The organism is Thermogemmatispora aurantia (assembly GCF_008974285.1).
Classification (GTDB): domain Bacteria; phylum Chloroflexota; class Ktedonobacteria; order Ktedonobacterales; family Ktedonobacteraceae; genus Thermogemmatispora; species Thermogemmatispora aurantia.
Genome location: NZ_BKZV01000002.1, coordinates 446,413 through 470,862, shown reverse-complemented (window position 1 = coordinate 470,862; position 24,450 = coordinate 446,413). Strand labels below are relative to the sequence as shown.

General features: G+C 60.7%; 19 protein-coding genes and 1 pseudogene. 6 read left to right on the top strand and 14 right to left on the bottom strand.

Going from position 1 to position 24,450, the window contains the following annotated elements; all coding sequences use genetic code 11:
- Positions 1–72 precede the first annotated feature (72 nt).
- The 6 genes from KTAU_RS08655 to KTAU_RS08630 form a co-directional block, all read right to left on the bottom strand.
- Entirely contained in the window at positions 73–561 is a 489-nt protein-coding gene (locus KTAU_RS08655; protein WP_151728005.1) for an Hsp20/alpha crystallin family protein, read from the bottom strand.
- Between the two features lie 3 nt (positions 562–564).
- Entirely contained in the window at positions 565–753 is a 189-nt protein-coding gene (locus KTAU_RS08650; protein ID WP_151728004.1) for a hypothetical protein, read from the bottom strand.
- Positions 754–1,206: 453 nt separating this feature from the next.
- Entirely contained in the window at positions 1,207–3,348 is a 2,142-nt protein-coding gene (locus KTAU_RS08645) for a (Fe-S)-binding protein (protein ID WP_151728003.1), read from the bottom strand.
- A gap of 145 nt (positions 3,349–3,493) precedes the next feature.
- A complete protein-coding gene (locus KTAU_RS08640) occupies positions 3,494–4,465 on the bottom strand; it encodes an electron transfer flavoprotein subunit alpha/FixB family protein (protein ID WP_151728002.1) in 972 nt (323 codons plus the stop codon).
- A gap of 14 nt (positions 4,466–4,479) precedes the next feature.
- On the bottom strand, positions 4,480–5,265 hold the full coding sequence (locus KTAU_RS08635) for an electron transfer flavoprotein subunit beta/FixA family protein (RefSeq protein WP_151728001.1): 786 nt from the start codon (positions 5,263–5,265) through the stop codon (positions 4,480–4,482).
- A gap of 359 nt (positions 5,266–5,624) precedes the next feature.
- Positions 5,625–6,317 (bottom strand): hypothetical protein, encoded by a 693-nt coding sequence (locus KTAU_RS08630; protein WP_151728000.1) that lies wholly within the window; start codon positions 6,315–6,317, stop codon positions 5,625–5,627.
- A gap of 199 nt (positions 6,318–6,516) precedes the next feature.
- Between KTAU_RS08630 and KTAU_RS08625 the strand changes: the two genes are divergently transcribed.
- Complete coding sequence (locus KTAU_RS08625) at positions 6,517–8,904, top strand: heavy metal translocating P-type ATPase (protein WP_151727999.1); 2,388 nt, start codon at positions 6,517–6,519, stop codon at positions 8,902–8,904.
- Between the two features lie 206 nt (positions 8,905–9,110).
- Here the strand turns inward: KTAU_RS08625 and KTAU_RS08620 are convergent, their stop codons facing one another.
- On the bottom strand, positions 9,111–9,359 hold the full coding sequence (locus KTAU_RS08620; protein WP_151727998.1) for a hypothetical protein: 249 nt from the start codon (positions 9,357–9,359) through the stop codon (positions 9,111–9,113).
- Between the two features lie 374 nt (positions 9,360–9,733).
- Here KTAU_RS08620 and KTAU_RS08615 point away from each other — a divergent pair, with 374 nt between their 5' ends.
- Both KTAU_RS08615 and KTAU_RS21535 read left to right on the top strand, forming a co-directional pair.
- A complete protein-coding gene (locus KTAU_RS08615) occupies positions 9,734–10,513 on the top strand; it encodes a DeoR/GlpR family DNA-binding transcription regulator (protein ID WP_151727997.1) in 780 nt (259 codons plus the stop codon).
- A gap of 266 nt (positions 10,514–10,779) precedes the next feature.
- The gene (locus KTAU_RS21535; RefSeq protein ID WP_170293162.1) at positions 10,780–11,445 is read left to right on the top strand and encodes a hypothetical protein; all 666 of its coding nucleotides are present in this window, start codon (positions 10,780–10,782) and stop codon (positions 11,443–11,445) included.
- A 227-nt stretch (positions 11,446–11,672) separates the two neighbouring features.
- Here KTAU_RS21535 and KTAU_RS08605 read toward each other — a convergent pair whose 3' ends face one another.
- The 5 genes and pseudogenes from KTAU_RS08605 to KTAU_RS08590 all read right to left on the bottom strand — a co-directional run bounded on the left by KTAU_RS08605 (position 11,673) and on the right by KTAU_RS08590 (position 16,610).
- Positions 11,673–12,587, bottom strand: a complete 915-nt coding sequence (locus KTAU_RS08605) for a DMT family transporter (RefSeq protein WP_228026367.1) — start codon at positions 12,585–12,587, stop codon at positions 11,673–11,675.
- Between the two features lie 314 nt (positions 12,588–12,901).
- A complete protein-coding gene (locus KTAU_RS22345) occupies positions 12,902–13,726 on the bottom strand; it encodes a sulfite exporter TauE/SafE family protein (protein WP_353739819.1) in 825 nt (274 codons plus the stop codon).
- An 87-nt stretch (positions 13,727–13,813) separates the two neighbouring features.
- Positions 13,814–14,227 (bottom strand): annotated as a pseudogene (locus KTAU_RS22340) (DUF1634 domain-containing protein); the annotation flags it as partial.
- 399 nt (positions 14,228–14,626) lie between these two features.
- The gene (locus KTAU_RS08595) at positions 14,627–15,412 is read right to left on the bottom strand and encodes an SDR family NAD(P)-dependent oxidoreductase (RefSeq protein WP_151727993.1); all 786 of its coding nucleotides are present in this window, start codon (positions 15,410–15,412) and stop codon (positions 14,627–14,629) included.
- Positions 15,413–15,650: 238 nt separating this feature from the next.
- A complete protein-coding gene (locus KTAU_RS08590) occupies positions 15,651–16,610 on the bottom strand; it encodes an MBL fold metallo-hydrolase (protein ID WP_151727992.1) in 960 nt (319 codons plus the stop codon).
- 374 nt (positions 16,611–16,984) lie between these two features.
- Between KTAU_RS08590 and KTAU_RS08585 the strand changes: the two genes are divergently transcribed.
- Together KTAU_RS08585 and KTAU_RS08580 are read left to right on the top strand one after the other, a co-directional pair.
- Complete coding sequence (locus tag KTAU_RS08585; RefSeq protein ID WP_151727991.1) at positions 16,985–18,526, top strand: carboxylesterase/lipase family protein; 1,542 nt, start codon at positions 16,985–16,987, stop codon at positions 18,524–18,526.
- A gap of 105 nt (positions 18,527–18,631) precedes the next feature.
- A complete protein-coding gene (locus KTAU_RS08580) occupies positions 18,632–19,573 on the top strand; it encodes a U32 family peptidase (RefSeq protein ID WP_151728218.1) in 942 nt (313 codons plus the stop codon).
- Between the two features lie 117 nt (positions 19,574–19,690).
- Here KTAU_RS08580 and acs read toward each other — a convergent pair whose 3' ends face one another.
- Entirely contained in the window at positions 19,691–21,631 is a 1,941-nt protein-coding gene (gene acs / locus KTAU_RS08575) for an acetate--CoA ligase (RefSeq protein ID WP_151727990.1), read from the bottom strand.
- A gap of 687 nt (positions 21,632–22,318) precedes the next feature.
- Here acs and KTAU_RS08570 point away from each other — a divergent pair.
- Entirely contained in the window at positions 22,319–23,698 is a 1,380-nt protein-coding gene (locus KTAU_RS08570; protein WP_170293160.1) for an outer membrane protein assembly factor BamB family protein, read from the top strand.
- A gap of 176 nt (positions 23,699–23,874) precedes the next feature.
- Here KTAU_RS08570 and KTAU_RS08565 read toward each other — a convergent pair whose 3' ends face one another.
- A complete protein-coding gene (locus tag KTAU_RS08565) occupies positions 23,875–24,324 on the bottom strand; it encodes a nuclear transport factor 2 family protein (protein ID WP_151727988.1) in 450 nt (149 codons plus the stop codon).
- Between the last annotated feature and the right edge of the window lie 126 nt (positions 24,325–24,450).

The following is a 24,450-nucleotide window of genomic DNA, read 5'->3' as shown; positions in this document are numbered from 1 at the left end:
AGGGTGCAGGGGCGGTGCTCAGTGTGCGGAGGTCGCCCCTGCACTCAGCGCTGCTAGTGAGTGAACGAGCGATCAGCGGGCGAGGCTTGACTCGACCGTCAGCGGCTGACCAGAGCCGCTGCGCACACTGATGTGCTTCGGACGACTCTCCTCTCTAATTGGCAACCAGAGCGTCAGCACCCCGTGCTCGTAGGTGCATTCCACATGATCGGCATCGATGGGCTTGGGGAAGATGATGCTGCGCTCAAAGTGACCAGGAGTAATCTCCTGAGCCAGCCAGCGCACCTGCTCATCGGAACCAACGAAGGCCGGCAACTGGCCCTTGAGCGTCAGCGTATTCTGCTGAATGCTCACATCCAGATCCTCTGGCTTCACACCAGGCACCAGAAAGCGTACCCGATAACCCTGCTCCGTCTCGTAAGCATCCAGCAGTGCGCTTGGACTCTGGCGACCAGCCAGTGACCAACCCGTACGCACAAAACTCTGCTCAAAGAGCTGGTCAATTGCCTTCCGCAGGCTCATTGCCTCCCGGAAAGGATCAAACGGCAGCAGCATTGCCATCGCTTACACCTCCGTACTGACCCGCATCCGCTTCCTCATGCTGAAAAGAAGACCTGCAACTTTCCTGACCGCGACCATCCCATCGACCGTCACCTGCCAGACGGCGCCGGCCAGGCGCCAGCTCTGCCCGCTCACTGCCCGGCAATCACCTCCAGCGTCAGCCGGCACCCGCTCTTTCGTTCGTCCGGCCATAGTATAACTCATCTCACAAAAAATGTCAAGTCATATAACGGTTTTCTGACAGTCTTCTAACACAACTCTAACAGTCGTCTCTAGCTATGAGGAGAAAAGGAAGCGCCCCGGTCTAATCAACCGGGGCGCTTTGGGGGAGAGACAGTCAATGATCCCTGGCTCAAGCCAGGGGCTTGTCCACAGCCTCATCGATCCGGGCTTTGGGGCTGGTTGACGGCAGCCCGCTTTCCTGTCCTGCAGGACAGGAAAGCGGGATTGACCCGTTCGTTCCCCCTCCCCCTGCATGAGATGGGGCGAAGCCGTTGCTGACCAACAGGTCAGTGCCTTTAGCTCTACGGGAAGATGATACCAAGAGAGAGCGAGAGGGTGCCGCCTTCCTCCCCTCGATGAAGCCAGGGGAGGAAGGCGGCACATCCAAATGGAGGAGAGAGACCGGCAGGGTCGGAACGAGAACTACTGACCGGCGCGGGAGGCGCTCGGGGTAGCGGCCTCCTCCAGAGCGCGGGCCACGATCTCGGCGATATCCTCGACCTGGAGGCGTTCCTCTGCCTCCACGCCCTTCACGCCATCCTCAAACATCATGATGCAGAATGGGCAGGCGGCGGCCAGCACTTCGGCCTCGGTCTCCAGGGCCTCATTCACGCGTGTCTGATTGACCCGCTTGCCGATGCGCTCCTCCATCCAGGCGCGACCGCCGCCGCCGCCGCAACAGAAACTCCTGTTGCGGTTGCGACGCATCTCCGTCACCCCATTGCTATTGAGCACTGTCAACACCCGGCGTGGCTCGTCGTAGACCCCATTATAGCGGCCAACGTAGCAAGGGTCGTGGTAAGTCAGCTTACGGTGGTCGAAGCCGGAGGGGAGCTGCAGGCGGCCCTCCCTGATCAAGCGGTCGATGAAAACGCTGTGGTGGATCACCTCATAGTGGCCGCCGAGCTGCGGATACTCATTTTTAATCGTATTGAAGCAGTGCGGGCAGGCCGTAATGATTGTACGCGGGCGGCTGGTCTGGCCGTTGTGGCCGTGGCCATTCTGGGCAGTCGCTGTCTCTGTCTGAGCCGTATTAAAGCCGTAGCTATTGAGCACCTCGATATTCTGCTGAGCCATCATCTGCCAGAGGTACTCATTGCCGATACGGCGAGCCGGGTCGCCCGTACAGGACTCCTCGGGGCCGAGGATGGCGAAATTGACCCCGGCGGCCTTCAAAATCTTCACCAGCGCTGTGGCCACCTTGCGGTTACGCTGATCGAAAGACCCCATGCAGCCGACCCAATAGAGCACCTCGGCATCGGGGTTTTCCGCCATCAGCGGCACACCCAGGCCGGCGGCCCACTCCGCGCGGCGATCGTTACTGATCTCCCACGGGTTACCATTGCGCTCAATATTGTTGAACAGCGACGTCACCTCGGGTGGGAAATCGCTCTCCTCCATGACCAGGGAGCGTCGCATATCAACAATCTTGGGCACATGTTCAATTGAAACCGGGCAGATCTCCATGCAGGCGCCGCAGGTTGTACAGGCCCAGAGAGCCTCTTTGCTGATCACCCCGCCCACGAGCGGCTGAATCTCCTCATGGCCGTTGCTGCGCACATCGGCCAGCGGCAGCTTCTGGAAGAGGTTCGGTTCGCCCACAATCTCATGGCGGCGGTCCAGCAGCGACTCCTTGACGCCCAGGATAATCTCCTTGGGCAGCAGTGGCTTGCCGGTATTGGTCGCCGGGCAGACCGTATTGCAGCGTCCGCACTCCGTGCAAGCGTAGCCGTCCAGCAGCTGTTTCCAGGTAAACTGCTCTGCCTTGGAAACGCCGTAGTCCTCGCGCTCCTCCAGATTCTCCAGCAGCGGCAGCGCGCCGCGGGGGCCGTAATTACGGAAGAAGACATTGAAGGGAGTAGCCATCAGGTGCAGATGCTTCGAGCCTGGTAGATAGACCAGGAAGCTCAGCACCGTCAGAATATGGGCCCACCAGAAGACGCGGTAGAGGGCCACATTGGTCGCCGTGCCCAGACCATAGAAGGAGGGGCCGAACCAGGAACCGAGCAGCGACCACTCTTCGCCGTGGCTGGCGGCGAAGCCGAAGGTCTCAACCAGGGCCAGGGTCAGCAGAACCAGGAAAATGAGGCCCAAGATAATGAAGCCGTCCCACGGGCCATGCAGGCGGCTCGATAGCTGCCGGGGCCGCACGATGCCGCGCCGGACCGCGAAGACAATCAGCGAGACCAGCACGAAAAGCACAAAGAGATCGAGCAGGGCTGCGAACGTATGATCGTGGCCGATCAGCGGAAGCGAGCCATTGAAGGCTCCCAGGATCAGATTCAGCAGCCCGAACTGAATAATGATGAAGCCCCAGAACGTAAAAAAGTGTGCCAGGCCGGGGATCGGGTCACGCAAGACGCCGCTCTGGCCGAGCACCACCAGCAGGAAATCGCCGATGCGCTCCTCCAGATGGTCGGTGCGATCCTCGCGGCGAGCCTTGGCCAGCAGCGTTACCAGCTGTCCGACGCGCAGGCCGAAGACTGTCAGCGCCGCCAGGAAAATCACCACGAAGATGGTCGTCCCGATCCACCCACCGGTTGGAGAAATGGCAGGGGGTGCCATGACAACCTCCCTTAAAGGCGGCGGGGCCCCGTCGCCCTGCCTATCTGCCTGCTTGCTACTTCGCAGCGGCAGCCGTGCCCCACCGCAGTAGTATGCTGCTTCTTGCCTGCTTGTGCGTCAGCGAGAACGAGCGAGCGTGGGCCAGCTAGAGCTGGGCTTTGCGTCGCTTCACTTCCTCGATCAGCTGGGGCAGGACCGTCAACACATCGCCGACGATGCCCAAATCGGCTACCGAAAAGATCGGCGCATGCTCATCTTTATTGATAGCGATGATATACTTCGAGCCTTTCATGCCAGCCAGATGCTGGATCGCGCCGCTGATGCCGCAAGCAATATAGAGGGTTGGCTTGACCGTCTTGCCGGTCTGGCCGATCTGATAGCTATAAGGAAGCCAGCCGGCATCGACGATAGCTCGTGTCGCGCCCGGCGCTCCGCCGAGCACTGCCGCCAGCTCCTCGACCAGGTGGTAATTCTCGGGCTTCCCCAAGCCGCGGCCTCCGCTCACAATGATGCTGGCGTCCTCCAGGGCGGGACCTTCGCTCTGGACCTCGACGCGGTCAAGAATCTTCATCTGCTGCGACTCGGGCCGCAGTGTCACCGAAAGCTGCTCAATCTCAGCCTGACGGCCCTCGAAGCGCTCCACCGAGAAAGCTTTCGGTCGTGCCAGCACGATCCCCGTTCCCTGGTAAGGATGCGTTGCAACCACTACGTTCTCACCGCCCCAGGGGACCGTCACCTCCAGGCGCTCGCCCTCGTAACGGAGGTCGGTGGCATCGGTGATCAGGCCCAGATTATGGCGGGCACTCAAGCGGGCGGCGATATCGCGGACATCGTAGGTAGTGGGGAAGAGTAGAAGATCGGGCTGCTGCCGCTGCAGCAGGTCACTTAGGGTATCGACGGCGGGGAGCGTCAGGTAGGTATCGTAGGTAGGATCGGCGTGCACATAGACCTTTTCGGCGCCGAACTCACCCAGGGAGGGGGCCACCGTTGCGGCGGCGGAGCCGAGCACAATGGCCTCGGCGCGACCCAGATGGGCCGCCTTGCTCAGCACCTCTAGAGACGAGCGAGCTGGCCGGCCATCCTCAATTTCGACCAGGACCCAGATCGTTTTTGCCATAACCTGCACTCCTCCTAGAGCAACTGGTGACGCTGCAAGAAGTCGGCAATGATCTCGGCAGCGTTGCCCTCGTCCTTAATGATCTGCCCGGCGGCGCGGGCCTCAGCCTTGCCAATTGAGAGGACCTGCTCGCGTGCGCCGGCCTCTCCGACCTGCGATGGGTCCAGCCCGAGGTCGCTCAGGCTCAGCTGGCTGAAGGGCTTCTTACGTGCGCTCATGATGCCCTTCATCGTCGGATAGATCGCCTCAAAAGAGCCGCTGGCGATGGTCACTACTGCCGGCAAAGGACTCTCAACCACCTCGTAGCCGGTCTGCGTGACGCGCTTGATGACGGCCTTGGTTCCCTCGACGTTGATCTCGCGTGCGAAGGTGAGCTGGGGCAGACCCAGAAACTCGGCGATCGCCCCGGGTACCATGCCAGTGTAGCCATCGGTGCTCTCGGTCGAACAGAAGATGAGATCGGGATTCTCGCGCTTAAGAGCAGCGGCCAGCGTCCGTGCCGTGCCCAGCACATCCGAGCCAGCCAGGGCCGAATCGCTGATGAGGATCGCGCGATCAACGCCCATTGCCAGGGCGCGCCGCAGGGCCTCCTGGGCGCTGGCTGGACCCATGCTGATCGCCGTCAGCTCACTGTTGCCGAGACTATCGCGCAGCTTGATTGCTGCTGCAATCGTTGTCTCGTCTCCCGGGTCAAGCACCAGCGAGACCCCGGTGCGCACCAGTCGTTTGGTAGCAGGGTCAAGCTTGCTTTCGACGGTGTTGGGGTCTGGAATCTGCTTTACACAGACGAAGATCTTCATTGCGTTGTTGCCTCATCTTACCTATGTGCGAGCAAAGGCGCAAGACACAAGACAGCCTACAACTGCGTAAATGGCTCCTTCTCAGCAAAGAAGAACGGCAGCGCCTTCTTTGCCATTCTCCGTCGGAAAAGGGCCGTGTGCTGTCTGCGTTCGTCAGAAGAGAGGACTGCCCCGGGCGCCTTACGTCTGCACAGATTCTCTCGCTATGGATAGAACGAGCAGGCCAATCGCTGTATTTACCAGGCCCTTTGTATTGTACCTGTCGCAAAAAGAACGTGTCAACGTTGCTAGCTAACGGCCAAAGCTCTCCCAGCTAACAAAGGGAGCAAAGGCAGGAAGCGCTCCCGCGCTGACCAGCCTTAACGCTGACGATAGACGAGGATGGCCGTGAGCACCGCCAGCAGACCAGCACCAAAGGGCGGCAGGCTGGTGGCCAGACTGCCGGTGGTTAGCCAGAGGTAGACGGCGATGATTTCAAGGATGAGGCCGCAGGCGAAGATCGCCGCAATGGCCGTGGGCGAACGCTCGGCGGTGCCGGCAAGCTGCCGGCGGGCAAAGTGTGGAGACTGTCCACAGCTAGGCTCTTGCTGGCTGCTGGCAGCACGGGTTGGCGACGGCTCCTGCTCTGCCGCCATTGGGCCTGGCTCCTGACGGCTCCCCTCGCTTAGATGGCGCAGGGTGTCATAGAGATAATCGATCGTGCGCTGCGGAGCACGCAGCAAGACGCTTCCTTCCCCAAAGCTGATCAGCAGTTCGTATAGAAGGACCCTGCTCTGGGGCATGCGCAGCGTGATGGCGGTGATCTCCGTAAGAGGAATAGCCTCCAGGAAAAGGCGTGGGCGTGGGAATCGGACCTGATAATAGCCGAGCAGGCGCCTGTTGGTGAGGATGACGTCACAGGCGACCCTGCCATGCTGCTGGCTGCTCCAGATGACAGGCCGACTCCCTAGTAGCTCTTCGTCCGGTTGTAGATGGGCCTGCAGGCCACGGAAGCGTCGGAGAATCCGACGCCCTGCCCTTGCCTGGCTGGGTGTAGGGGAGGGGGCGGTCATGCTCCTCTCTCTCTTGCTTGGATACGCTGGGCTTGCTTATTGCTCTCTCATTATAGCACAGAGCTGGCTGAGTGGCCCTGATGGATGTGGGACGGATACGGCCCATTTGACAAGCGTTGCTTCTTGCGCTATCCTTTCTATTGGACCCCCACCGGGGGGGTATGGGTTAGTTGGTGCCAAGCAAGAGGAGTAAGGTAGCATGACAACGCATCTGTCTGGTCCTGATGGACAGCAGCGTACCATAGATCGACCTGAGCCTGAAGCGCTGACTTCGATCACGCTCGCTCTAGAGGGCATGAGTTGCGCTTCCTGTGCCAGGCGTATTGAGCGTGGTTTGCAGCGTCTGCCGGGCATCAAGGAGGCCAATGTCAACTTTGCCACCGAGCAGGCCACCGTTGTGTATGATCCCGCGCTGGTGAACCCGACGCTGATGGTGGAGAAGGTGGAGCAGCTAGGCTATGAGGCGCTGCCGCTCCTGACGCAGGCGGCGGGGGGAGCTGAGGCTGCAGAGTGGCTGGATGCTCGTCCTGGAACAGCGAGTTCCCTGGTTCAGGGTGAGGGGGACCAGGAGCTGCCGGCGGTCTCGGGCCTGGCTGAAGCTCAGCGGCGGGCGGCTCGGCGCCGACTGTGGCTCCTGCTGATGGCGATCGCGCTCTCGCTGCCCGTCGTTGTGCTCAGCATGTTCTTCATGGACCGTTTCCCTGGGGAGAACTACCTGCTACTATTGCTGACCACGCCGATCTGGGCAGTAGTTGGTTGGGAATTTCACCGCAACGCCCTCAAGAATCTGCGGCACGGGGTGGCCACGATGGACACGCTCATCTCGGCTGGCTCGACGGCGGCGTATCTGCTAAGCTTGCTGGCTACGATCTTGCCGCAGCTGGCTGACGAGCCGACTTTCTACGACACCGCGGCCCTGATCATCACGCTCATCTACCTGGGGCGCTACCTGGAAGCGCGGGCCAAGGGTGAGGCCGGGCAGGCCATCAGGCGCCTGGTCGGTTTGCAGCCGCGCAGTGCTCATGTGCTGCGCGAGGGTCAGGAACGCGAGCTTCCGATTGCCGAGGTCAAGCCGGGTGACCTGCTCATCGTGCGTCCCGGCGAGCAGATACCCGTTGATGGTCTCGTAGTGGCCGGTCACTCGACGGTCGATGAGTCAATGGTCACTGGGGAGAGCCTGCCCGTAGAGAAAGGGGAAGGCGAGCCACTGATTGGGGCTACCATGAATCAGGATGGGCTACTGACCATGCGGGCCACGCGCGTCGGGGCCGATACCCTGTTGGCCAATATCATTCGTCTCGTTGAGCAGGCCCAGGGCAGCAAGGCGCCGGTGCAGCGCCTGGCGGATCAGGTGGCGGGCGTTTTCGTACCGGCGGTGCTGGTGATGGCCCTGCTGACTTTCCTCGGTTGGGGTTTGGTGGGAGCCATGAGTGGCATGGGGGCTGCTGGCTGGATCAGAGCCTTAATTGCAGCGGTGGCCGTACTGGTGGTAGCCTGTCCCTGTGCCTTGGGACTGGCAACGCCTACGGCGATCATTGTGGGCACCGGTATGGGTGCCGAGCAGGGTATTCTGATCAAGGGGGGTGAGAGCCTGGAACGTATTCAGGCAGTGCAGGCGGTACTCTTTGATAAGACAGGGACCTTAACGCGTGGCAGGCCCCAGCTCACTGGACTGATGGCGCTGGCTCCGTGGGACGAGACCGGGTTGTTGCGTCTGGCCGCCGAGGTCGAGCAAGGCTCAGAGCATCCCCTCGCGCGCGCGGTGGTGGAGGCGGCGCGTCAGCGTGGCCTGTCTTTGGAACGCAGGCCGGAGCGACTGACGGCTTTGCCCGGTCGCGGCCTGGAGGCTGTGCTGGCAGGGCAAGAGATACTGATCGGTGGGCCTCGCCTGCTGGAGGAGCGCGGCCTGGGACTGGAAGAGGTGCATGTCGAGCTGGAGCGTTTGGAGCAGCAGGGGAACACTGTGATGCTGGTGGCTGTTGCTGGGCGGCTGGCAGGTCTGCTGGCGCTGGCTGATACCTTGAAACCAGGCTCGGCTGAGGCGGTGCGCCAACTGCAGGCCCAGGGGTTGCAGCTCTGGCTTGTCAGCGGCGATCATCCGCGCACGGCCCAGGCGATCGCGGCGCAAGTCGGTATTCCCAGCGAGCACGTGCTCGCCGGCCTCTTGCCAGCAGAGAAGGCCGAACAAGTGCGCCGCCTTCAGCAGCAGGGGCTGACTGTAGCTTTCGCAGGCGATGGCATCAATGATGCGCCAGCGCTGGCCCAGGCCGATGTTGGGATTGCGATGGGTAACGGCAGCGATATTGCCCTGGAGACAGCTGATATTGTCCTGGTGAAAGGGAATCTCCGCAGCCTGGCCACCGCTCTGGCTTTGTCTCGGGCGACGCTGCGTACTATCAAGCAAAACCTGTTCTGGGCCTTTGCTTATAACGTTGTGCTCATTCCGACAGCGATTCTCTCGCCAATGATTCCTTTCCTCAAGGAGCAGGCGCCGATCTTTGCGGCGGCGGCGATGGCCCTCTCCTCTGTCTCTGTGGTTGGGAATGCCCTGCGTCTGCGTCGCTTTGGGCAGCGGGTCTTGCGCTAGTCGCTGGGCTGAGGCTGAGCGAGTGCCTGGTGCCTCATAACAGGGGATGGAAGAAGGAAGAGCAGAGCAACCAGGGAGGGAACCGCGGCCAGCTCCAGAGGAGGTGGCCGCCGACCGCCGTGGTCGCAGGTGCTCTCTCCTTCTTCCGCCCGCTACCAATGGTGTGAGAGCGATGGGGGTATTACAGGTAGGCTGACCGCTTGGGCTTAGAACTGACTACGCGCAGGGCGCAACAGCTTGTGGAAAATGCCGAAGAGCAGGAACGCCGGCGGCCACTGGCCGACGAACAGTCCCCAATCGCGCTTCCCACTTAGGAAAAGCACTGCCGAGGTAATGATCGAGACCAGAGCAGCCCAGTACCACATCTCGCCAGGTAGACGATCGGTGGTCCGAAAATACTGCTCTTGCATATCACGAGCAGCTTTTGTTGTCTCATGAATATCGACTTTAGCCATAGCTTCTCCTCGTCTCAACTCAGCAGTTTAGCGGAGCAGTACGCACTTCGCCGGATATCTCTTGACAGCCGGCGATTGGTACTCTGCTCTAAAGACGTTGCGAGGCGTGACTCTAGGTAAGGATAGCGCTCTGGCTGTTTTTCCTCTTGATGCCGCTCTTTTTAGAAGAAGGATGGGCACGTTGGTGACCACCGTTCAGGGGGGCCCTGGCATGACAGTGTCTGGTGTCGACGCGGGACATGATACAATGCTCGATAGGGCAGGAGAAGGAGATCAGGTGTAGACAGGGGGCGGGCATGTGGCCTGGCCTAGCCTGTCAGCCTGCCCAGTCGGCGCGTGGGCGGTGGCGAGCAAACTCAGGGAGTGCGTACTGAATGAAGAGGGAAAACAAGATCATTGCTCAAGAACGGCGAAGGAAGATATTTGAAATTATTGAGTCCAGTGGGATTGTCTCGGTGCGCGATCTGGCGCGGCGCTTTACCGTCTCTAGCATTACGGTGGTCAGAGATTTACAGGAGCTGGAAGAGCAGGGCTTGATCAGGCGAGTACATGGGGGGGCTATCAGCTTGCGCGGGGCCAGCTATGAACCGCCGTTTAGTGCACGTGAGGCCGAGCATGCGGAAGAGAAGCGGCGCATTGCGGCGCGGGCGGTGGAGCTGGTCAACGATGGGGAGAGTCTGCTCCTTGATGTAGGGACGACAACGTTGGAGATCGCGCGGGCGCTCAAAGGGAAGCGCAATCTGACAGTGCTGGTGACGAATCTGCGGGCCGCTTTGGAACTGGCGAATCAGTCTGCGATTCAGGTGATCGTCGTGGGGGGAAAGCTGCGCCCGAGCGAGCTGTCGCTGGTGGGCCATCTGGCTGAGCGAACGCTACGCAGTTTTCAGGTGGATAAGGCTTTTATCGCTGTCGGTGGGATTACGATCGAACATGGGCTGACTGAGTTCAATTTTGAGGAGGCCGGCACGAAGCAGGCAATGATTGAGCGAGCGCGGAGGCGCATTGTGGTGGCCGATCATAGCAAGTTCGGTAAGGTGATGCTGACAACGGTGGCTCCTCTGCAGGCTATCGATACCATTATCACGGATAGTGGGCTGGATAGCGAGACGCTGACTCGTCTGCGCGAGCTGGGGATCGAGGTCATTCTTGCTTAGCCTCGGCGCTCCCAGCTGTCTGCTTGCTTCCCTGTCCCCTGCCGTATTCAACTACCTTGCTTGCTTGTAATAGAAGCAAGCAAGCTACAGTGAGATTTGGTACACTCTTTCTTGTGTATCTCGAAAAGAAATATGAAGATATCCTTTTGGAGAACTTGCTTTTGGTGTCTGGATCTGTTATCCTCTTCTCATGGTTCTGGTAGTATTGAGCAGGACCAGCGTAGTGACCAGGCCATCTATTTTGAGAGAAGGGAGCTAAACGGAGGATGTCGCTAGAGCGGTCCTGGCTGGCCGATCGCGTCCGTGCCCAGGAGCATGCCATTGCTGTGCTTAGTGCGGATGTCAGAGGGCTGGCTGCCGATATGCAGGTGAGTTTTCGACAGCTGGCCGAGTATCAGCTACGCAGCGAGCGCCAGAGCGAGGCCCGGTTTCAGCACCTGGAGGCGCTAGTGGTGGCGACCCGCGATGAGGTGCGCGTTGTGCAGGAGCGAACGACTCTGCTAGAGATGCGCACTGGTAGCCTGGAGAACCGCATGGCAGGTCTGGAAGGGCGCATGGTAGGGCTGGAAGGGCGCATGGAGAAGGTTGAGGGGCGACTGGAGGCGTTGGAAGGGCGCATGGAACGTCTGGAAGGGCGCGTGGAGAAGGTTGAGGGGCGGCTGGAGGCGTTGGAAGGGCGCATGGAGAAGGTTGAGGGGCGACTGGAGGCGTTAGAAGGGCGCATGGAACGTCTGGAAGGGCGCGTGGAGCGTCTGGAAGGGCGCATGGAGAAGGTTGAAGGGCGGCTGGAGGCGTTGGAGGAACGTGTCGTCTCGATCGAAGAGAAGATGGTCACCAAAGAAGATATGGCGGCCTTAGAGGCGCGTATTATGGAGGCATTGGCCCAAATCACCACTTTGCTCAATGCACGGCAGGGAGGTCAGGCCAATTAGTTCTGCTTGCTCTCTATTTTTATATATGGCGATGTATTCCTAAACTGGCAGCAGCACAGCAGAGCAAGAGAGGCCAGGGGGAGCACCTATCTAGGTCCATAGGCAGGCGCTCCCCCTCTCGTGCGAAGTTGTGAATGTGGAACGACTGTCTGTCGAGGGAGCTAGCTGCTTGTTAGAGAGGGGATGGCCTGGCTCCTTGCTGGAAGCGACTGTCAGGCCGATCTGGCTCAGAGCGAAGCCAGTATGATCCCCAATGCCAGCACCAGGCCCCCGAGCCAGAAGCCTGGTCCCAGGGCTTCCTGCAGCAAGAGTGCACTCAGCAAGCCACCGACCAGTGGCTGGGCAAAGAAGAAAATTGCTGCCACCCCGGCAGGCAACCGCTCCACGCCGCGGTACCAGAGAAACCAGGCGAGGGCCGTTGCGCCTAGTCCCAGGTAAAGTACGCTCGCCAGCGAGGTGGGCGAGAGAGAAAGAGCAGGGCGCTGAGCCAGCTCCCAGAGGGCCAGAGGAGCAAAAAAGACCAGGCTCCAGAGCGTCCCATAAGTCGTAACCGCCAGGGCTGAGTGCTTGCGTACCAGCGGCGTCCCGAGCACAGTGAACAAGGCCCAGAAGAAGGCCGAGATAATCAGCAGCCCATCACCAATGAGCAGCGACCCGGCCTGCGCACTCAAGCTGCTCCCCTGCTCACTGCCGACGATGATCACCACGCCAGCCAACGCCAGCAAGGTACCGGCGACAACGCGCCAGCGTGGGCGCTCGCCAAGCAGGAGCCAGGCCAGAGGTACGATGAAAAGCGGCGTGATCGTGGTCAGCAGCGCTCCATCATGGGCGCTGGCCAAATCGGTCCCAATGAACTGCGTAGTGATAGTAGCGGTGATGCACAAGCCAAGCAAGGGCAGGCGCCAGCCTTCCTCACGAGGGAGAGGTTCCCGAGGACCGCTCAGACGCAGTACCAGCCAGAGAGCAGCACCTCCCAACAAAAGGCGCAACAGCCCTAACGTGACGGGAGGAATAGCGCCAAAACTAGCGCGACTCACAACGTACATGCCTCCCCAGAGGCAAGAGGCTCCAAGTGGGGCCAGGCCCGCAAGGCTCTGTCTGCTGCGGCGCTGGCTTGTCGGAGGTCTGGAAGAAACCTGCACAGTAACCTTTCCTCAGTCCTCATTGCTTGTAAACAGCATACAGCATAGGGAGACTGCAAGACCATTGCTTGCGCTACCAGCAGTGGAAGCTCAGCAAATCTGCGGGCGGAGATCGCGTTGCTGGCATGGTCTGGAGGAGGTGCACGTACCGGCATTCACATGCTACAGTTAGAGGCAACCCTGCTAACCCCCAATCAGCCCATCAGTGGACCTGGCTAAGAATCAAAGGCTCAGCTCAGGCGAGGCGCTCGGCCCGGGCTGAGCTGAGATCCTGACTGCCGCATCTGCGCGGTGGTGGACCAGTGCGATTGTGGTTAGATGCCTCCGATTCCCAGACCGTGGAGAATCATCTCCACCGCGGTCGCCACAATCACTGGTAGAAAGACCAGGCGGATAACGCGGTTGCTCAAGCGCGAGAGCAAGCGGGAGCCGATCAAGGCTCCGAGGAGAATCCCCAGCGCGACCGGAGCGGCCACCAGGGGGGGAATATCGCCTCGGGCGAAGTAGATGCCAGCGCTGGCCGCAGCTGTCACGCCGATCATAAAGTTGCTCGTTGTCGTCGAGACCTTCAGGGGCAGGCGCATTACCACATCCATCGCCAGCACCTTAAAAGCGCCGCTGCCAATGCCCAGCAGGCCCGAGATGACCCCAGCCAGGAACATGAGGAACAGGCCCAGGGGAGTACGCGTTACCTGATAGCTTACCTCACGCCCGAGATGCTCATCGGGATAGCTACTTGCCAGATTCAGGTGGGCTGCCAGCCAATCGTTCTGCACGCCAGAGGGCAGCTCTTCGCCTATTTTGAAGAGTGTGGGCAAGGCCGATAGCAACAGAATGATGCCGAAGATAATCCCCAGGACGCCTGGAGCGAGCAGTCCGGCCAGGAAAGCGCCGCTGATGGCTCCGGTGGTGGTGGCCAACTCCAAGAACATGCCTACACGCATATTCGTGATGCGGTCGCGCACGTAAGCTGCTGCCGCGCCGCTGGAGGTGGCGATCACCGAGATGATGCTGGCACCGATAGCGAAGCTGATTGGCAACCCGAAAGCCAGCGTCAGCAAGGGCACGATCAAGACGCCGCCGCCCAGGCCGATCAGGGAGCCGAGAAGACCGGCAACCACCGAGCCGCAGAAAATCAGAGCGAAGACGAGGGCGGAAAACTGGAAGTGGGCCAGGCCACTGAGATGGGCGCTGCTGGTGCCCCGGTCGCCGAAGAAGAGGCTATAGAGCAAAATCAGGAGGACGGCCAGCGTAATCAGTACATAGCGGGCGTCGCGCTCTAAAGCGAAAGCGACGATCGAGGTAGCGACGCGCAGCACTGGAGTAGCGATCAGCACCACCAGGCCAAGCACAATGAGCGCAGGGGCTTGCCATTGGAGTAAACCAGCCAGCAGATCGGGAAGCGTGTGAGGAAACCGGGCTACACTCGTCGTCCCTGGGCCGCCAGGCTGCAGGAAGAGCCAAGCGACACCGATCAAAATAATGGCGGCGCTTACCAGGACGCCGCCCTGTAGAATCCAGCCGATAATGGTGGCAGCTTGAGCATCAATGGCGCGTGCTGCGGTTGCTGCCGTCTCAGTCGCAGTCTGCCGCTGCTCCAGCTGGGTGGCTGGCAGCGGCCCTGTGTTGTTACGGGTCATGCTCTCCTGTCTCTCCTGCTATCCTGTGATGATCAGTAGGTAGGTCACGGTCATGCTGGGGTAGAGGTGCCAGACTACTGTTGCACTGAACGGGTCAGCAAGGTGCGCTGGCTCTCTTTCTCCCCCCCATCTATGAACTATAGGTCACTTTTTGTAAAAATGCCATCCCATCAATCTCGCGTTCAGGTGCAGGAGCATGGGTCTGCCTGTCCTTGAAGAGCGTTGCGAGCGTGTTTGATCACATTGCTGATGACCAGCGAGACCAGAGGCAGACAAGGCGAAGAGACTGGCCGGGAAGAGACGAGTGGAGCTGGAAAGGTATCCCGACTCCTTGCTTGCTACTCTCCAGCGCTGGCACCTGGGGCCGCGTTGCACGAGGTGCCAGCGCTGCAAGCCTAGCTACTGAGGGGTATCTCCCTGATCCCACCACAGACCCATGCGGGCAGTGGTGCCGCCATCGACAAAGAGCACCTGGCCCGTAATGAAATCGGCGGCATCTGAGACGAGAAAAGCGACCGCCGGTCCGATATCTTCGGGGTGACCGACGCGTCCCCAGGGCACGAGGGTATTGCCCAACTCGCGGGTGTAGCCTGGAATGGCGAAATAGCGCGGTACCTCGATAATGCCGGGACCGACGGCGTTGACGCGGATGCGCTGCGGGGCCAGCTCGATAGCCAGCTCGCGTGTGAAGGCTATGATGGCCCCCTTGGTGGCAGCGTAGGCTGAGTGGCGCGGGAAGCCGGCGTAGCCATGAATCGAGGTAATATTAACGATCGAGCCGCCGCCGCGCTTTAGCATATAGGGGACGGCCTGCTGAGCGCAGAAGAAATAGCCGCGCATATTGAGGTCGAAGACTTCATTGTAGGTCTCTTCACTGATTTTGAGAAAATCATCGGCGCGGGTGACCCCGGCATTATTGACCAGGATATCCAGGCCGCTCAGGGCCTCAGCAACCTCGTCGACGACGCGACGGCACTCGGCCACGTGGGCCAGATTGCCCTTGACGGCGACCGCTTTGCCACCCAGAGCTTCAATGCGTGCCAGCGTTTCGCGGGCGCCCTCTTCGCTGTGCGCATAGTGAATACCAACGCTAGCGCCCTGGCGCGCCAGCTCGACGGCAATGCCCTGGCCGATGCCCATGCCGGCACCGGTGACTAACGCCAGGCGACCGGAAAGCATTCCCATAGCTTCGCTCCTCTTCCTTTCCCCTGGCGGGGAGTTTGGACTGTGACCTCGTTGTCCTTGGCTGCCTGCGAGTCAATAACACAGGCCGACTGGTGGACTCAGTTGGTGAACCTGGACCAGGCTCGCCCTTGCCCTCTCTGATGAGTCCCCATCGGGGTGACTGCCTCGCTCTCTCTGGACTCTCTGTCAAGCGGCAAGGGAAGTAGACCCGACGAAAAACAAGGCCAAAACCTGAAACTCAGCCTCGGACGGCCTCCCAGGCTACAATCCCTTCACGCTGAAGGCGGCGCACACGCCCGTAGCGCTCCAGCCAGCGCATATGCGCCTCCAGTGCATACTCCAGATCGGGGGGGAAGCCGAAGGGGCCGAGCAAAGGATCGGTCAGCTCAATCAAACGGACGAGCGTCAACGGCTCTGTGGCCTCGGCCAGCAGGCGGGCAAGCACAGCATCGGTGCGCAAGACGAAATCGCGGCTGGCCTGTAGGAAGGTGGTCACCTCCTGACCGCGCATGATGGGGAAATGGCCGGTGAGCAGGATCGCTGGCTGCAGCGAAGCGATTGTCTGGATCGAGGTGAGATAGATATCGCGGTCGGTATAGGGAGGAGGAGCCGTCGGAGCGCCATCGCGATCGATCTGGGTAGCGCCGTTGAGAGCATCGCCGATAATCGCTACGCGCCGGCGGGGTTCCCACAGCATCAGGTGGCCTGGCGTATGGCCGGGCACGTGGAGCACCTGGAGCACCAGCTCCGGCCCGCAACGGATATCCTCGCCGCCGGTCAGGCCGAGCGCTGTCGGGATCGGATTCCCTTGCCAGGAGCGCAGCATCTGGGTCATCTCCGGGACATAGGTCAGGCCATGATCGGCATGATAGGCGTCGTAACGCTCGCGGAAGATCGCCTCTGCGTCCTCGATCCAGCGCCGATCAAGAGCCGGCACCAGCGTCAACGCTCGCGGGCAGGCAGCGCGCAGCGTCTCCAGGCCGCCGAAGTGGTCGACATCGCCATGCGTCACCAGAATCATATCCAGGTGGGCGGGGTCGCCCAACTGTTCCGCGAGCCAGGGGATCAGCACCTCACGCGCCAGCTCGGGCGTGCCCGCATCGACCAGCAGCGAGCGCTCGCCAACGATCAAGTGATGGGCCATCAGCTTCTTGCCGATGTAGGCTTCCTGGCGATAAATGCCAGGTACAATCTCCATGACCTTCCTCCATTTCTTGACGCGGCTTGACGTTCAATGGCCACGTAACGTATAGTTGCTGTGGCAGGGCCACCGCCTGACAGGTGCCAGAAGATGAGAGGTCGGCATGTTCTAATGGTACATCAGACAAGTGCCGCTACTCAATGCATTCGTCCCCACTACCTCTTACCCAGTCAGCCCCCTCAAACGAGCACACGGCCTCGGTCGCTTGCGGCCCGGCTCCTGTCCTGCTCTGGGGCCGCTAGCGATATGGTCGGTCCGTCGGTAGAAAGAGGCATGAGGAGAGCCAGTCTGGTTCCTCCCGGAACATAAGGAAGGGAGAAAAGAGGCAGATCGGTAGAGCACGATATCGAACGAAAGGAAGCAATTAAGCGATGGCTGATCTCATCGTCGAAACCTCTGCCGGCAAAGTCAGAGGGACCACCATCCACGATATCGCAACCTTCAAGGGCATTCCCTATGGTGGGCCGACGGGAGGAGGCAACCGCTTCCGCCCGCCGACGAAGCCGGAACCCTGGGCTGGAGTCCGCGATGCCCTCAAGTATGGTCCGGCCTGTCCGCAGCCGCCCGAAGGGATGAAGCGTCTCCGGGCCATCATTGGCGAGGCAGGGCGCGAAGAAGAAAGCGAGGACTGCCTCTTCCTCAACGTCTGGACACCGGCGATCGCCGATGGACGCAGGCGTCCCGTCCTCTTCTGGTGTCATGGTGGTGGCTTCAGCATGGGTTCTGGCTCGGCAGCCTTCTATCGCGGCACCAATCTTGCGCGGCGTGGCGACGTCGTTGTCGTCACTGTCAATCACCGTCTAGGGCCGTTTGGCTACCTGCACCTGGCCGACCTCTTCGGCGACGACTATGCCGAGTCCGGCAACGTAGGCATGCTCGATCTCGTCGCAGCTCTAGAGTGGGTGCGTGACAACATCGAAGCCTTTGGTGGAGATCCCCAAAACGTCACCATCTTCGGTGAGTCGGGCGGCGGTGCCAAGGTTAGCGTCTTGATGGCTATGCCCTCCGCCGCCGGCCTCTTTCGGCGCGCCATTGTCCAAAGCGGGCCTGCCCTGCGCATGGCCACGCGCGAAAAGGCCAGCGAACGCGCCGAACGCCTGCTTCACGCCCTGGGCATCTCGCGAGCCAATAGGGAGCAGTTGCACGAGATCCCAACGCAGCGCATCATCGAAGCCAACGACGCCGTCAACCCCAATGCTCTTGGTCCCTGGGGACCAGTCGTCGATGGCCAGATTCTTCCGCAGCATCCTTTTGATCCCCAGGCACCGGCCATCTCCGCGCAGGTCCCGCTTATCATTGGCACCAACAAAGATGAAGCCACCCTCTTCCTGCTGAGCGATCCGCAGCTCAGCACACTTGACGAGGAGGGTCTACGTAAGCGGACCCAGGCCCTGCTCAGAGCGAACGATGCTGCTGAGCGCTTGCTGACGGCTTATGCACGTGCCTATCCCGACCGGACGCCGGCGGAGCGCTATGCGGCCCTGGTGAGCGATGCCATGATGCGTATCAATTCCATTCGCCAGGCCGAGCGCAAAGCCCTCCAGGGAGGAGCCCCCGTTTATATGTATCTCTTCACCTGGGAGACGCCGATTCTCGACGGCAGACTCAAATCCTGCCACGCCCTGGAGATCCCCTTTGTCTTCGACAACCTGGAGCCGGCGCGGCGCTTCCTGGGGGCCACTGCTGGTCTCACGCCGGAGCTACGGGAGCTGGCCGCCAGGATGAGTGGCGCCTGGCTGGCCTTCGCTCGCAACGGTGTACCTGCGGCTCCCGATCTGCCGGACTGGCCGCCCTATACATACGAGAGGCGGGCCACCATGATCTTTGATCTGCATTGTCGCGTCGAAGATGATCCTGGTGGCGAGCTGCGCCGTGCCTGGGAGGGTCTCCCCGTACGCAGCATGTCCGAATAGGCTGGGACAGTAGAGCCGCGTATAGTAAGCAAATAAATAAACAAGCGATCTCATGTGATGCAGCGCAAGTAATGAGGACAGGAGCGCAAAACAATGGATGAGCTGATGCAGGAGACGCGCGCCTTCCTGCGGCGGCTGGGTTTGCCGCCGGGTGACGCGCACGATCTGCCCACCTCTCCCAAGCGTTTCCCCGATGGAGCCCAGTATCGCGTCGAGATTCCCAGTGTAGAGGGGCCGGCAGCCCTGGAAGCCGTACGTGAAGCGGCGCGTGAATATGGTGTACGTGTCCATCGCGTCTCTCAGGGCAGCGGCATCATGTTGCTGCGCCGCGATGAGATTCAAGCGATGGCTCGTCTGGGGCACGAGATGGGTATTGAAGTCAGCCTCTTTGTCGGTCCGCGTGCCGGCTGGGATACAGGCGCCCAGTTCTGGAGCCGCTCAGGGCGCAACCTGGGAGCCAGGCAGCGCGGTATGGATCAGCTCCTCTATGCCCTGGAGGATATCCGTCGCGCCGCTCAATTGGGCATTCGCTCGGTACTGGTGGCCGACGAGGGACTCCTGTGGGTTGCCAGTGAAATGAAGAAAGCGGGTACGCTACCGTCGAACTTCGTCTTCAAGCTCTCCGTCCAGATCGGCACCGCCAACCCGGCGGCAGCGCGTGTCATGGAGCAGCTTGGGGGCAGCACCCTGAATACCCCCACCGATCTCTCGCTGGCGCAGCTGGCGGCCATTAGGCAAGCGACCGACATGCCACTTGATGTCTACGTCGAAGCTCCCGACGACTTCGGTGGCTTCGTGCGTCACTATGAAATCGCTGAGCTGGTGCGTGTTGCCGCCCCGGTCTACCTCAAATTTGGCCTGCGCAACGCCCCTGATGTCTACCCCAGCGGCAGTCATCTGGAAGCCACCGTCGTCGCCCTCTCACGCGAGCGTGTGCGGCGGGCCAGTATTGGCCTGGAACTCTTGCAACGTTACTATCCCGAAGCCACTACCTCTGAGCTGGGAGCGCCGGGGCTGGGTGTTCCCGAACTCCCGGGTGCAGATTAAGCAGGCTCACCATTGCAGACAAAAACAAAAGGAGCGACCGGGTAGGGGAATGACTCTACCCGGTCGCTCTTACTTGCGGCATGGGTTGTCAGCAGATGTACAGGCGGAATGGGGAAGCTAGGCCTCCAGCGTCGTCACATCGCCCAGCGGCTGGCCCAGCTCGCGGGCGCGCAGGACGCGGCGCATAATCTTGCCGGAGCGGGTCTTCGGCAGCGCGGTCACAAACTCGATCTCATCCGGTGTGGCGATGGGGCCGACGTTCGTGCGGACGTGCTGCTTCAGTTCCTGAACCATCGCCTCCGACGGCTCATTGCCAGCCTTCAGGATCACAAAGACCTTAATATGCTCGCCCTTGACTGGATCGGGCTTGCCGATCGCGGCGGCCTCGGCCACAGCCGGATGGCTCACCAGGCTTGACTCGATCTCCATTGAACCCAGGCGATGGCCAGCCACCTTGATCACATCGTCGACGCGGCCCTGGATGCGGAAGTAGCCGATCTCGTCGATCGTGGCCGCATCGCCCGCGAAGTAGACATCGGGGATTGTCTCCCAGTAGGTGCGATAGCGGGCCGGATCGCCGTAGATCGTGCGCATCATCGACGGCCAGGGATGGCGGATGATCAGGAAACCGCCCTTGCCCGTCTCGACAGGATTGCCGTCCTTATCGACCACCGCTGCGTCGATGGTCGGCAGCGGACGGGTGGCGCTGCCCGGCTTCAACGGCAGGATCACTGTCGGGCTGATCAAGATGGCCCCAGTCTCCGTCTGCCACCAGGTATCCATGACTGGCAGCGCATCGCGCCCGATGTTGTGGCGATACCACATCCAGGCCTCGGGATTGATCGGCTCGCCGACTGTGCCCAGGATGCGCAGGCTGGACAGGTCATGCTTGGCCGGCCACTCCTCGCCGAAGCGCATCAGGCCACGGATCGCTGTGGGCGAAGTGTAGATGATGGTTACCTTATACTTCTCGACCACGCTCCAGTAGCGATCGGGGGCGGGATACTGTGGGGTGCTCTCGAAGAGGACGCCGGTGGCGCCATTCAGCAAGGGGCCGTAAACGATGTAGCTGTGGCCGGTGACCCAGCCGATGTCGGCGGTACACCAATAGATGTCGTCGGGCTTGATATCGAAGACAAACTTTGTCGTGGCATAGACGCCGACAGCGTAGCCGCCGTGGACATGAACCACCCCCTTCGGCTTACCAGTGCTGCCACTGGTGTAGAGAATGTAGAGGAGATCCTCGCTATCCATCTCCTCGCATGGCACCACCGTATCGTTGGGGATATCCTGGAGCAGCTCGTCGGCGAAGAGATCGCGTCCGGCCTGCATCGGAACCTCGGTGCCCTCGCGCTTGAAGACGATCACCTTCTCGATCGTGGGAGTATTGGCAAGCGCCTCATCACAGATCTTCTTGTACTCAATCAGCTTTCCCCCGCGATGGGCCGTGTCGACGGTGATGAGCACCTTTGCACGAGCATCGTTGATGCGTTCCTCCAGAGCGCTCGCGGCGAACCCGCCGAAGACCACCGTATGAATAGCGCCCAGGCGGGTAGTGGCCAGCATAGCGGCGACCAGCTCGGGAGTGACAGGCATGTAAATAGCAACGCGGTCGCCTTTCTTGACACCGAGGTTCTGGAGGGCCTTGGCCAGGCGATTGGTCAGCACGTACAGATCCTCATACGTCAGCGTGCGGCTGGAGCCATCATCGGCCTCCCAGTAGTAGGCTACCTTCTGGCGCGTAGCGGTTTGCATATGGCGGTCAAGGCAGTTGTAGACGATATTGAACTTGCCGCCAACGAACCACTGGAAGAAGGGCTTCTCTGTCCACTGGAAAGTTGTATGCCAGGGCTGGAACCAGTGCAGTTCGCGCGCCATGTCGTTCCAGAATTCCTCGCGATGCTCCAGCGACCAGCGATAGAAGTTCTCGTAGTTGTCGAAGCCCTTGGACTTCATGTAGGCCATGATGTTGGCCCGCTCAACGACTTCGGGGGATGGGGGAAAGAGCCGCTCCTCCATCAGGATGGTGTCGGTGTTCTCAAAGCCGAGGTTGCTCATGACTGCTTTGTCCTTTCTGTCTGACGCTTGCTGCCATCGCCACCGACGGCGATGGAGTGGGGTTGAAGAAGAAACGACGTGCTGCAAGCTGATTGAGAAGGGCCAGTGTCGCGACGCGCCACGCGCGAGCGGTTAAAAAACGACCCTCTACCGGTCTATTGCCTGGCGAGCCAGGTTGCGCACCCTGGCCCGGGGCCATGCCAGGCACCGTTAAAGGGCCAACTCCCGCGCGTGATACAGATGGAGAGGAACGACGAGGTCCTGTCACTCCAGGTATTCCGCCGTGTGATACTGTATCGCGCAACCTATCGCACTGCGATACGTTATGCATGGTAGCATATTTGCTTGCCTGCGTCAAGGGTAGCTTCTACCTACCTGCGCGAAAGTACCAGCTCTGCCTGGTAGACAGATTGAATGTGTTGTTATGTCAAGTTCCTCAACGGAGAGTTTAATACTCTAAAATTTGGTATTAATGCAATTTGAACAGCTTTGAAGAGGAAATGCTTCATGATTGAACTCCCTCGCTGAGGAGAAAGGCTCATGTTCAGAACGACACTGGCAAATCGAGAAAGAGGATCTTGGGTAGCAAGAAGAGATCCTTGTCGATCCATGAAAGAAAGGACCTGGAGCAGCCGAGTCAAGGCGTACTGGTGCTGGTTATGGAGGCGTAGGGGATTGGCGCTGTGCGTGTTGCTCCTTGCTCTGCTTGTCGCCTGTGGAGGGAATCCAGCGAGTGGCGTAGCCACGCCGACTGCCTCCTCTATTTCCCTTTCCACGCCGACTACTGGTGTGACGGCCACCGTACCGACGGCGACTGGGGGAGGCACAGACTGGACCACCTACCATCGAGACAACACCCGCAGCGGCTACATAGCCGGCGTGCCTGATCCAACGCGCCTGGTCTCGCTATGGACTACCCATCTAGACGGAGCTGTCTATGCCGAACCTCTCGTTGTGCATGGGCGGGTCATCGTGGCGACCGAAGGCGACTCGCTCTACGCCCTTGACCTGAACAAGGGAGGTGTGATCTGGCATACCAACGTTGGAACGCCCGTACCGCTCGCGACCCTTCCTTGCGGGAACATTGATCCCCTGGGCATCACTGGCACGCCGGTCTATGATCCTGCCACCAACCTGATCTTTGCCGTAGCTGAAGTGAGTGGGCCGCGACATCTGCTCGTCGGCGTGGATGCCGACAGCGGAGCCCTCAAATTCAGCCGCAGCATTGATCCTCCGGGAGCCGATCCGCGTGTTCACCAGCAGCGGGCTGCTCTGGCCCTGGCCAATGGGCGCATCTATGTTGCCTATGGAGGACTCTACGGTGACTGTGGCGATTACCGTGGACGTGTGGTCGCCGTGCCTACCACCAACCCGCAGGCACCCATGCTGACCTTTACCGTACCCACGCCCCGCGAAGGAGGGATCTGGGCCCCTGCTGGACCGGCGGTTGATGACGCCGGTGACCTCTATGTCTCGGTAGGCAATGGCGCTGTCACCTCGGGCGCCTGGGATCATAGCGACTCGGTGTTACGTCTCTCCCCCACCCTCCAGCTTGAGGATGGCTTTGCTCCTACACAGTGGGCCAGCGATAACGCCGCCGATCTCGACCTCAGCTCCTTAGGGCCGGTCCTGCTGCCCAACGGCCTGCTCTTCATCGCCGGTAAATCGGGAATTGCCTATCTGCTGCGGGCCAGTGCTCTGGGTGGCGTAGGGGGGCAGCTCCAGGAGCAGCAGCTCTGTGATGCCTATGGCGGAGCGGCGCGCGTCGACAATGTCATTTATATCCCCTGCTCACTTGGCGTGCTCCAGGTAACCATTGCCAGTGGCCCGCGCCTGATCCGCGGCTGGCAGGCGCCAGCAAACATCAACGGCTCACCTATCGTGGGCGGAAATACCGTGTACGTTGTCGATCGCACGGGGGCGCTCTACGCTCTCAATCGCCAGACGGGGGCGGTCCGTGCTCGTCTCGCGATTGAGCCAACCTCGCGTTTTGCCACACCGACACTGGTGGGACGTACCCTGCTCATTGGCACGATGAGCGGGGTTGTGGCGGCAGAGATCGCCTGAGTCTCGCGAGTGAGAAGGGGGAGGGCGACCGAGGGGGGAAGAAAGGTACAGAGCTGCGAGGCCAGGCTGGCCTGGATGGGGCGGAGGAAGCTCCGGCACTGCTGTGGCCCCAGTTTCCTCCGCTGGCGTGGCCTGGTGTGGCTCTCGTTGCCAGCACCGTCCTGCAACGCATCCCCTTAGCTCTGGCGAAGCGCGACTCCTAGCGCGCGCAGCGTATCCTCCTCGGCTCTCTGCTGGGGTGGGGCTTTGACTCGAAGACTGGTGATGAAAGTTCCCTCAAAGGTGCACTCCAGTCCGGCCTCCAGCGGATCGTTCGCTTTGCCGCGACCTGCCCCGGCTATGAGACTCAGGCTGCCTTCGGTAGCGAAGGGCCGAACGGGCAGGCTCGCGAGCTGAAGGTGGGCGGTCACGCGGTTCTCCGCCTCACACAAATGTTGCAGGTGGAAGCGTAGGGTGGGAAGAGCGCTCTGAAGCGTCTGCAGCAGCTCCAGAAATTGAGGCTTGCTGAGATGCTGCGTGCCAGTCCCGTAATACACGAAGTGGTCAGCGAGGTAGGCGGCGGCTTGCTGGTAGTCCTTTTGTTCCAGAGCCGAGGCGAGCGCCACTAGTATTGCTGCCTTACTCATGCAAAGACCTCCTCTTCATGAATTTTTTGTTGTTGGCACATCTCAGACAGTAAGATCTCTCTTCCCTGAGAGCCTGCTTGATTGACCAAGGTGGAACGGTCATCCTCTTCCTGATACGTCATGTCC

Bases quoted from the DNA above. Each gene is read 5' to 3' on its own strand.
- KTAU_RS08655 (WP_151728005.1), bottom strand. From the start codon at position 561: ATGGCAATGCTGCTGCCGTTTGATCCTTTCCGGGAGGCAATGAGCCTG.
- KTAU_RS08650 (WP_151728004.1), bottom strand. From the start codon at position 753: ATGGCCGGACGAACGAAAGAGCGGGTGCCGGCTGACGCTGGAGGTGAT.
- KTAU_RS08645 (WP_151728003.1), bottom strand. From the start codon at position 3,348: ATGGCACCCCCTGCCATTTCTCCAACCGGTGGGTGGATCGGGACGACC.
- KTAU_RS08640 (WP_151728002.1), bottom strand. From the start codon at position 4,465: ATGGCAAAAACGATCTGGGTCCTGGTCGAAATTGAGGATGGCCGGCCA.
- KTAU_RS08635 (WP_151728001.1), bottom strand. From the start codon at position 5,265: ATGAAGATCTTCGTCTGTGTAAAGCAGATTCCAGACCCCAACACCGTC.
- KTAU_RS08630 (WP_151728000.1), bottom strand. From the start codon at position 6,317: ATGACCGCCCCCTCCCCTACACCCAGCCAGGCAAGGGCAGGGCGTCGG.
- KTAU_RS08625 (WP_151727999.1), top strand. From the start codon at position 6,517: ATGACAACGCATCTGTCTGGTCCTGATGGACAGCAGCGTACCATAGAT.
- KTAU_RS08620 (WP_151727998.1), bottom strand. From the start codon at position 9,359: ATGGCTAAAGTCGATATTCATGAGACAACAAAAGCTGCTCGTGATATG.
- KTAU_RS08615 (WP_151727997.1), top strand. From the start codon at position 9,734: ATGAAGAGGGAAAACAAGATCATTGCTCAAGAACGGCGAAGGAAGATA.
- KTAU_RS21535 (WP_170293162.1), top strand. From the start codon at position 10,780: ATGTCGCTAGAGCGGTCCTGGCTGGCCGATCGCGTCCGTGCCCAGGAG.
- KTAU_RS08595 (WP_151727993.1), bottom strand. From the start codon at position 15,412: ATGGGAATGCTTTCCGGTCGCCTGGCGTTAGTCACCGGTGCCGGCATG.
- KTAU_RS08590 (WP_151727992.1), bottom strand. From the start codon at position 16,610: ATGGAGATTGTACCTGGCATTTATCGCCAGGAAGCCTACATCGGCAAG.
- KTAU_RS08585 (WP_151727991.1), top strand. From the start codon at position 16,985: ATGGCTGATCTCATCGTCGAAACCTCTGCCGGCAAAGTCAGAGGGACC.
- KTAU_RS08580 (WP_151728218.1), top strand. From the start codon at position 18,632: ATGCAGGAGACGCGCGCCTTCCTGCGGCGGCTGGGTTTGCCGCCGGGT.
- acs (WP_151727990.1), bottom strand. From the start codon at position 21,631: ATGAGCAACCTCGGCTTTGAGAACACCGACACCATCCTGATGGAGGAG.
- KTAU_RS08565 (WP_151727988.1), bottom strand. From the start codon at position 24,324: ATGAGTAAGGCAGCAATACTAGTGGCGCTCGCCTCGGCTCTGGAACAA.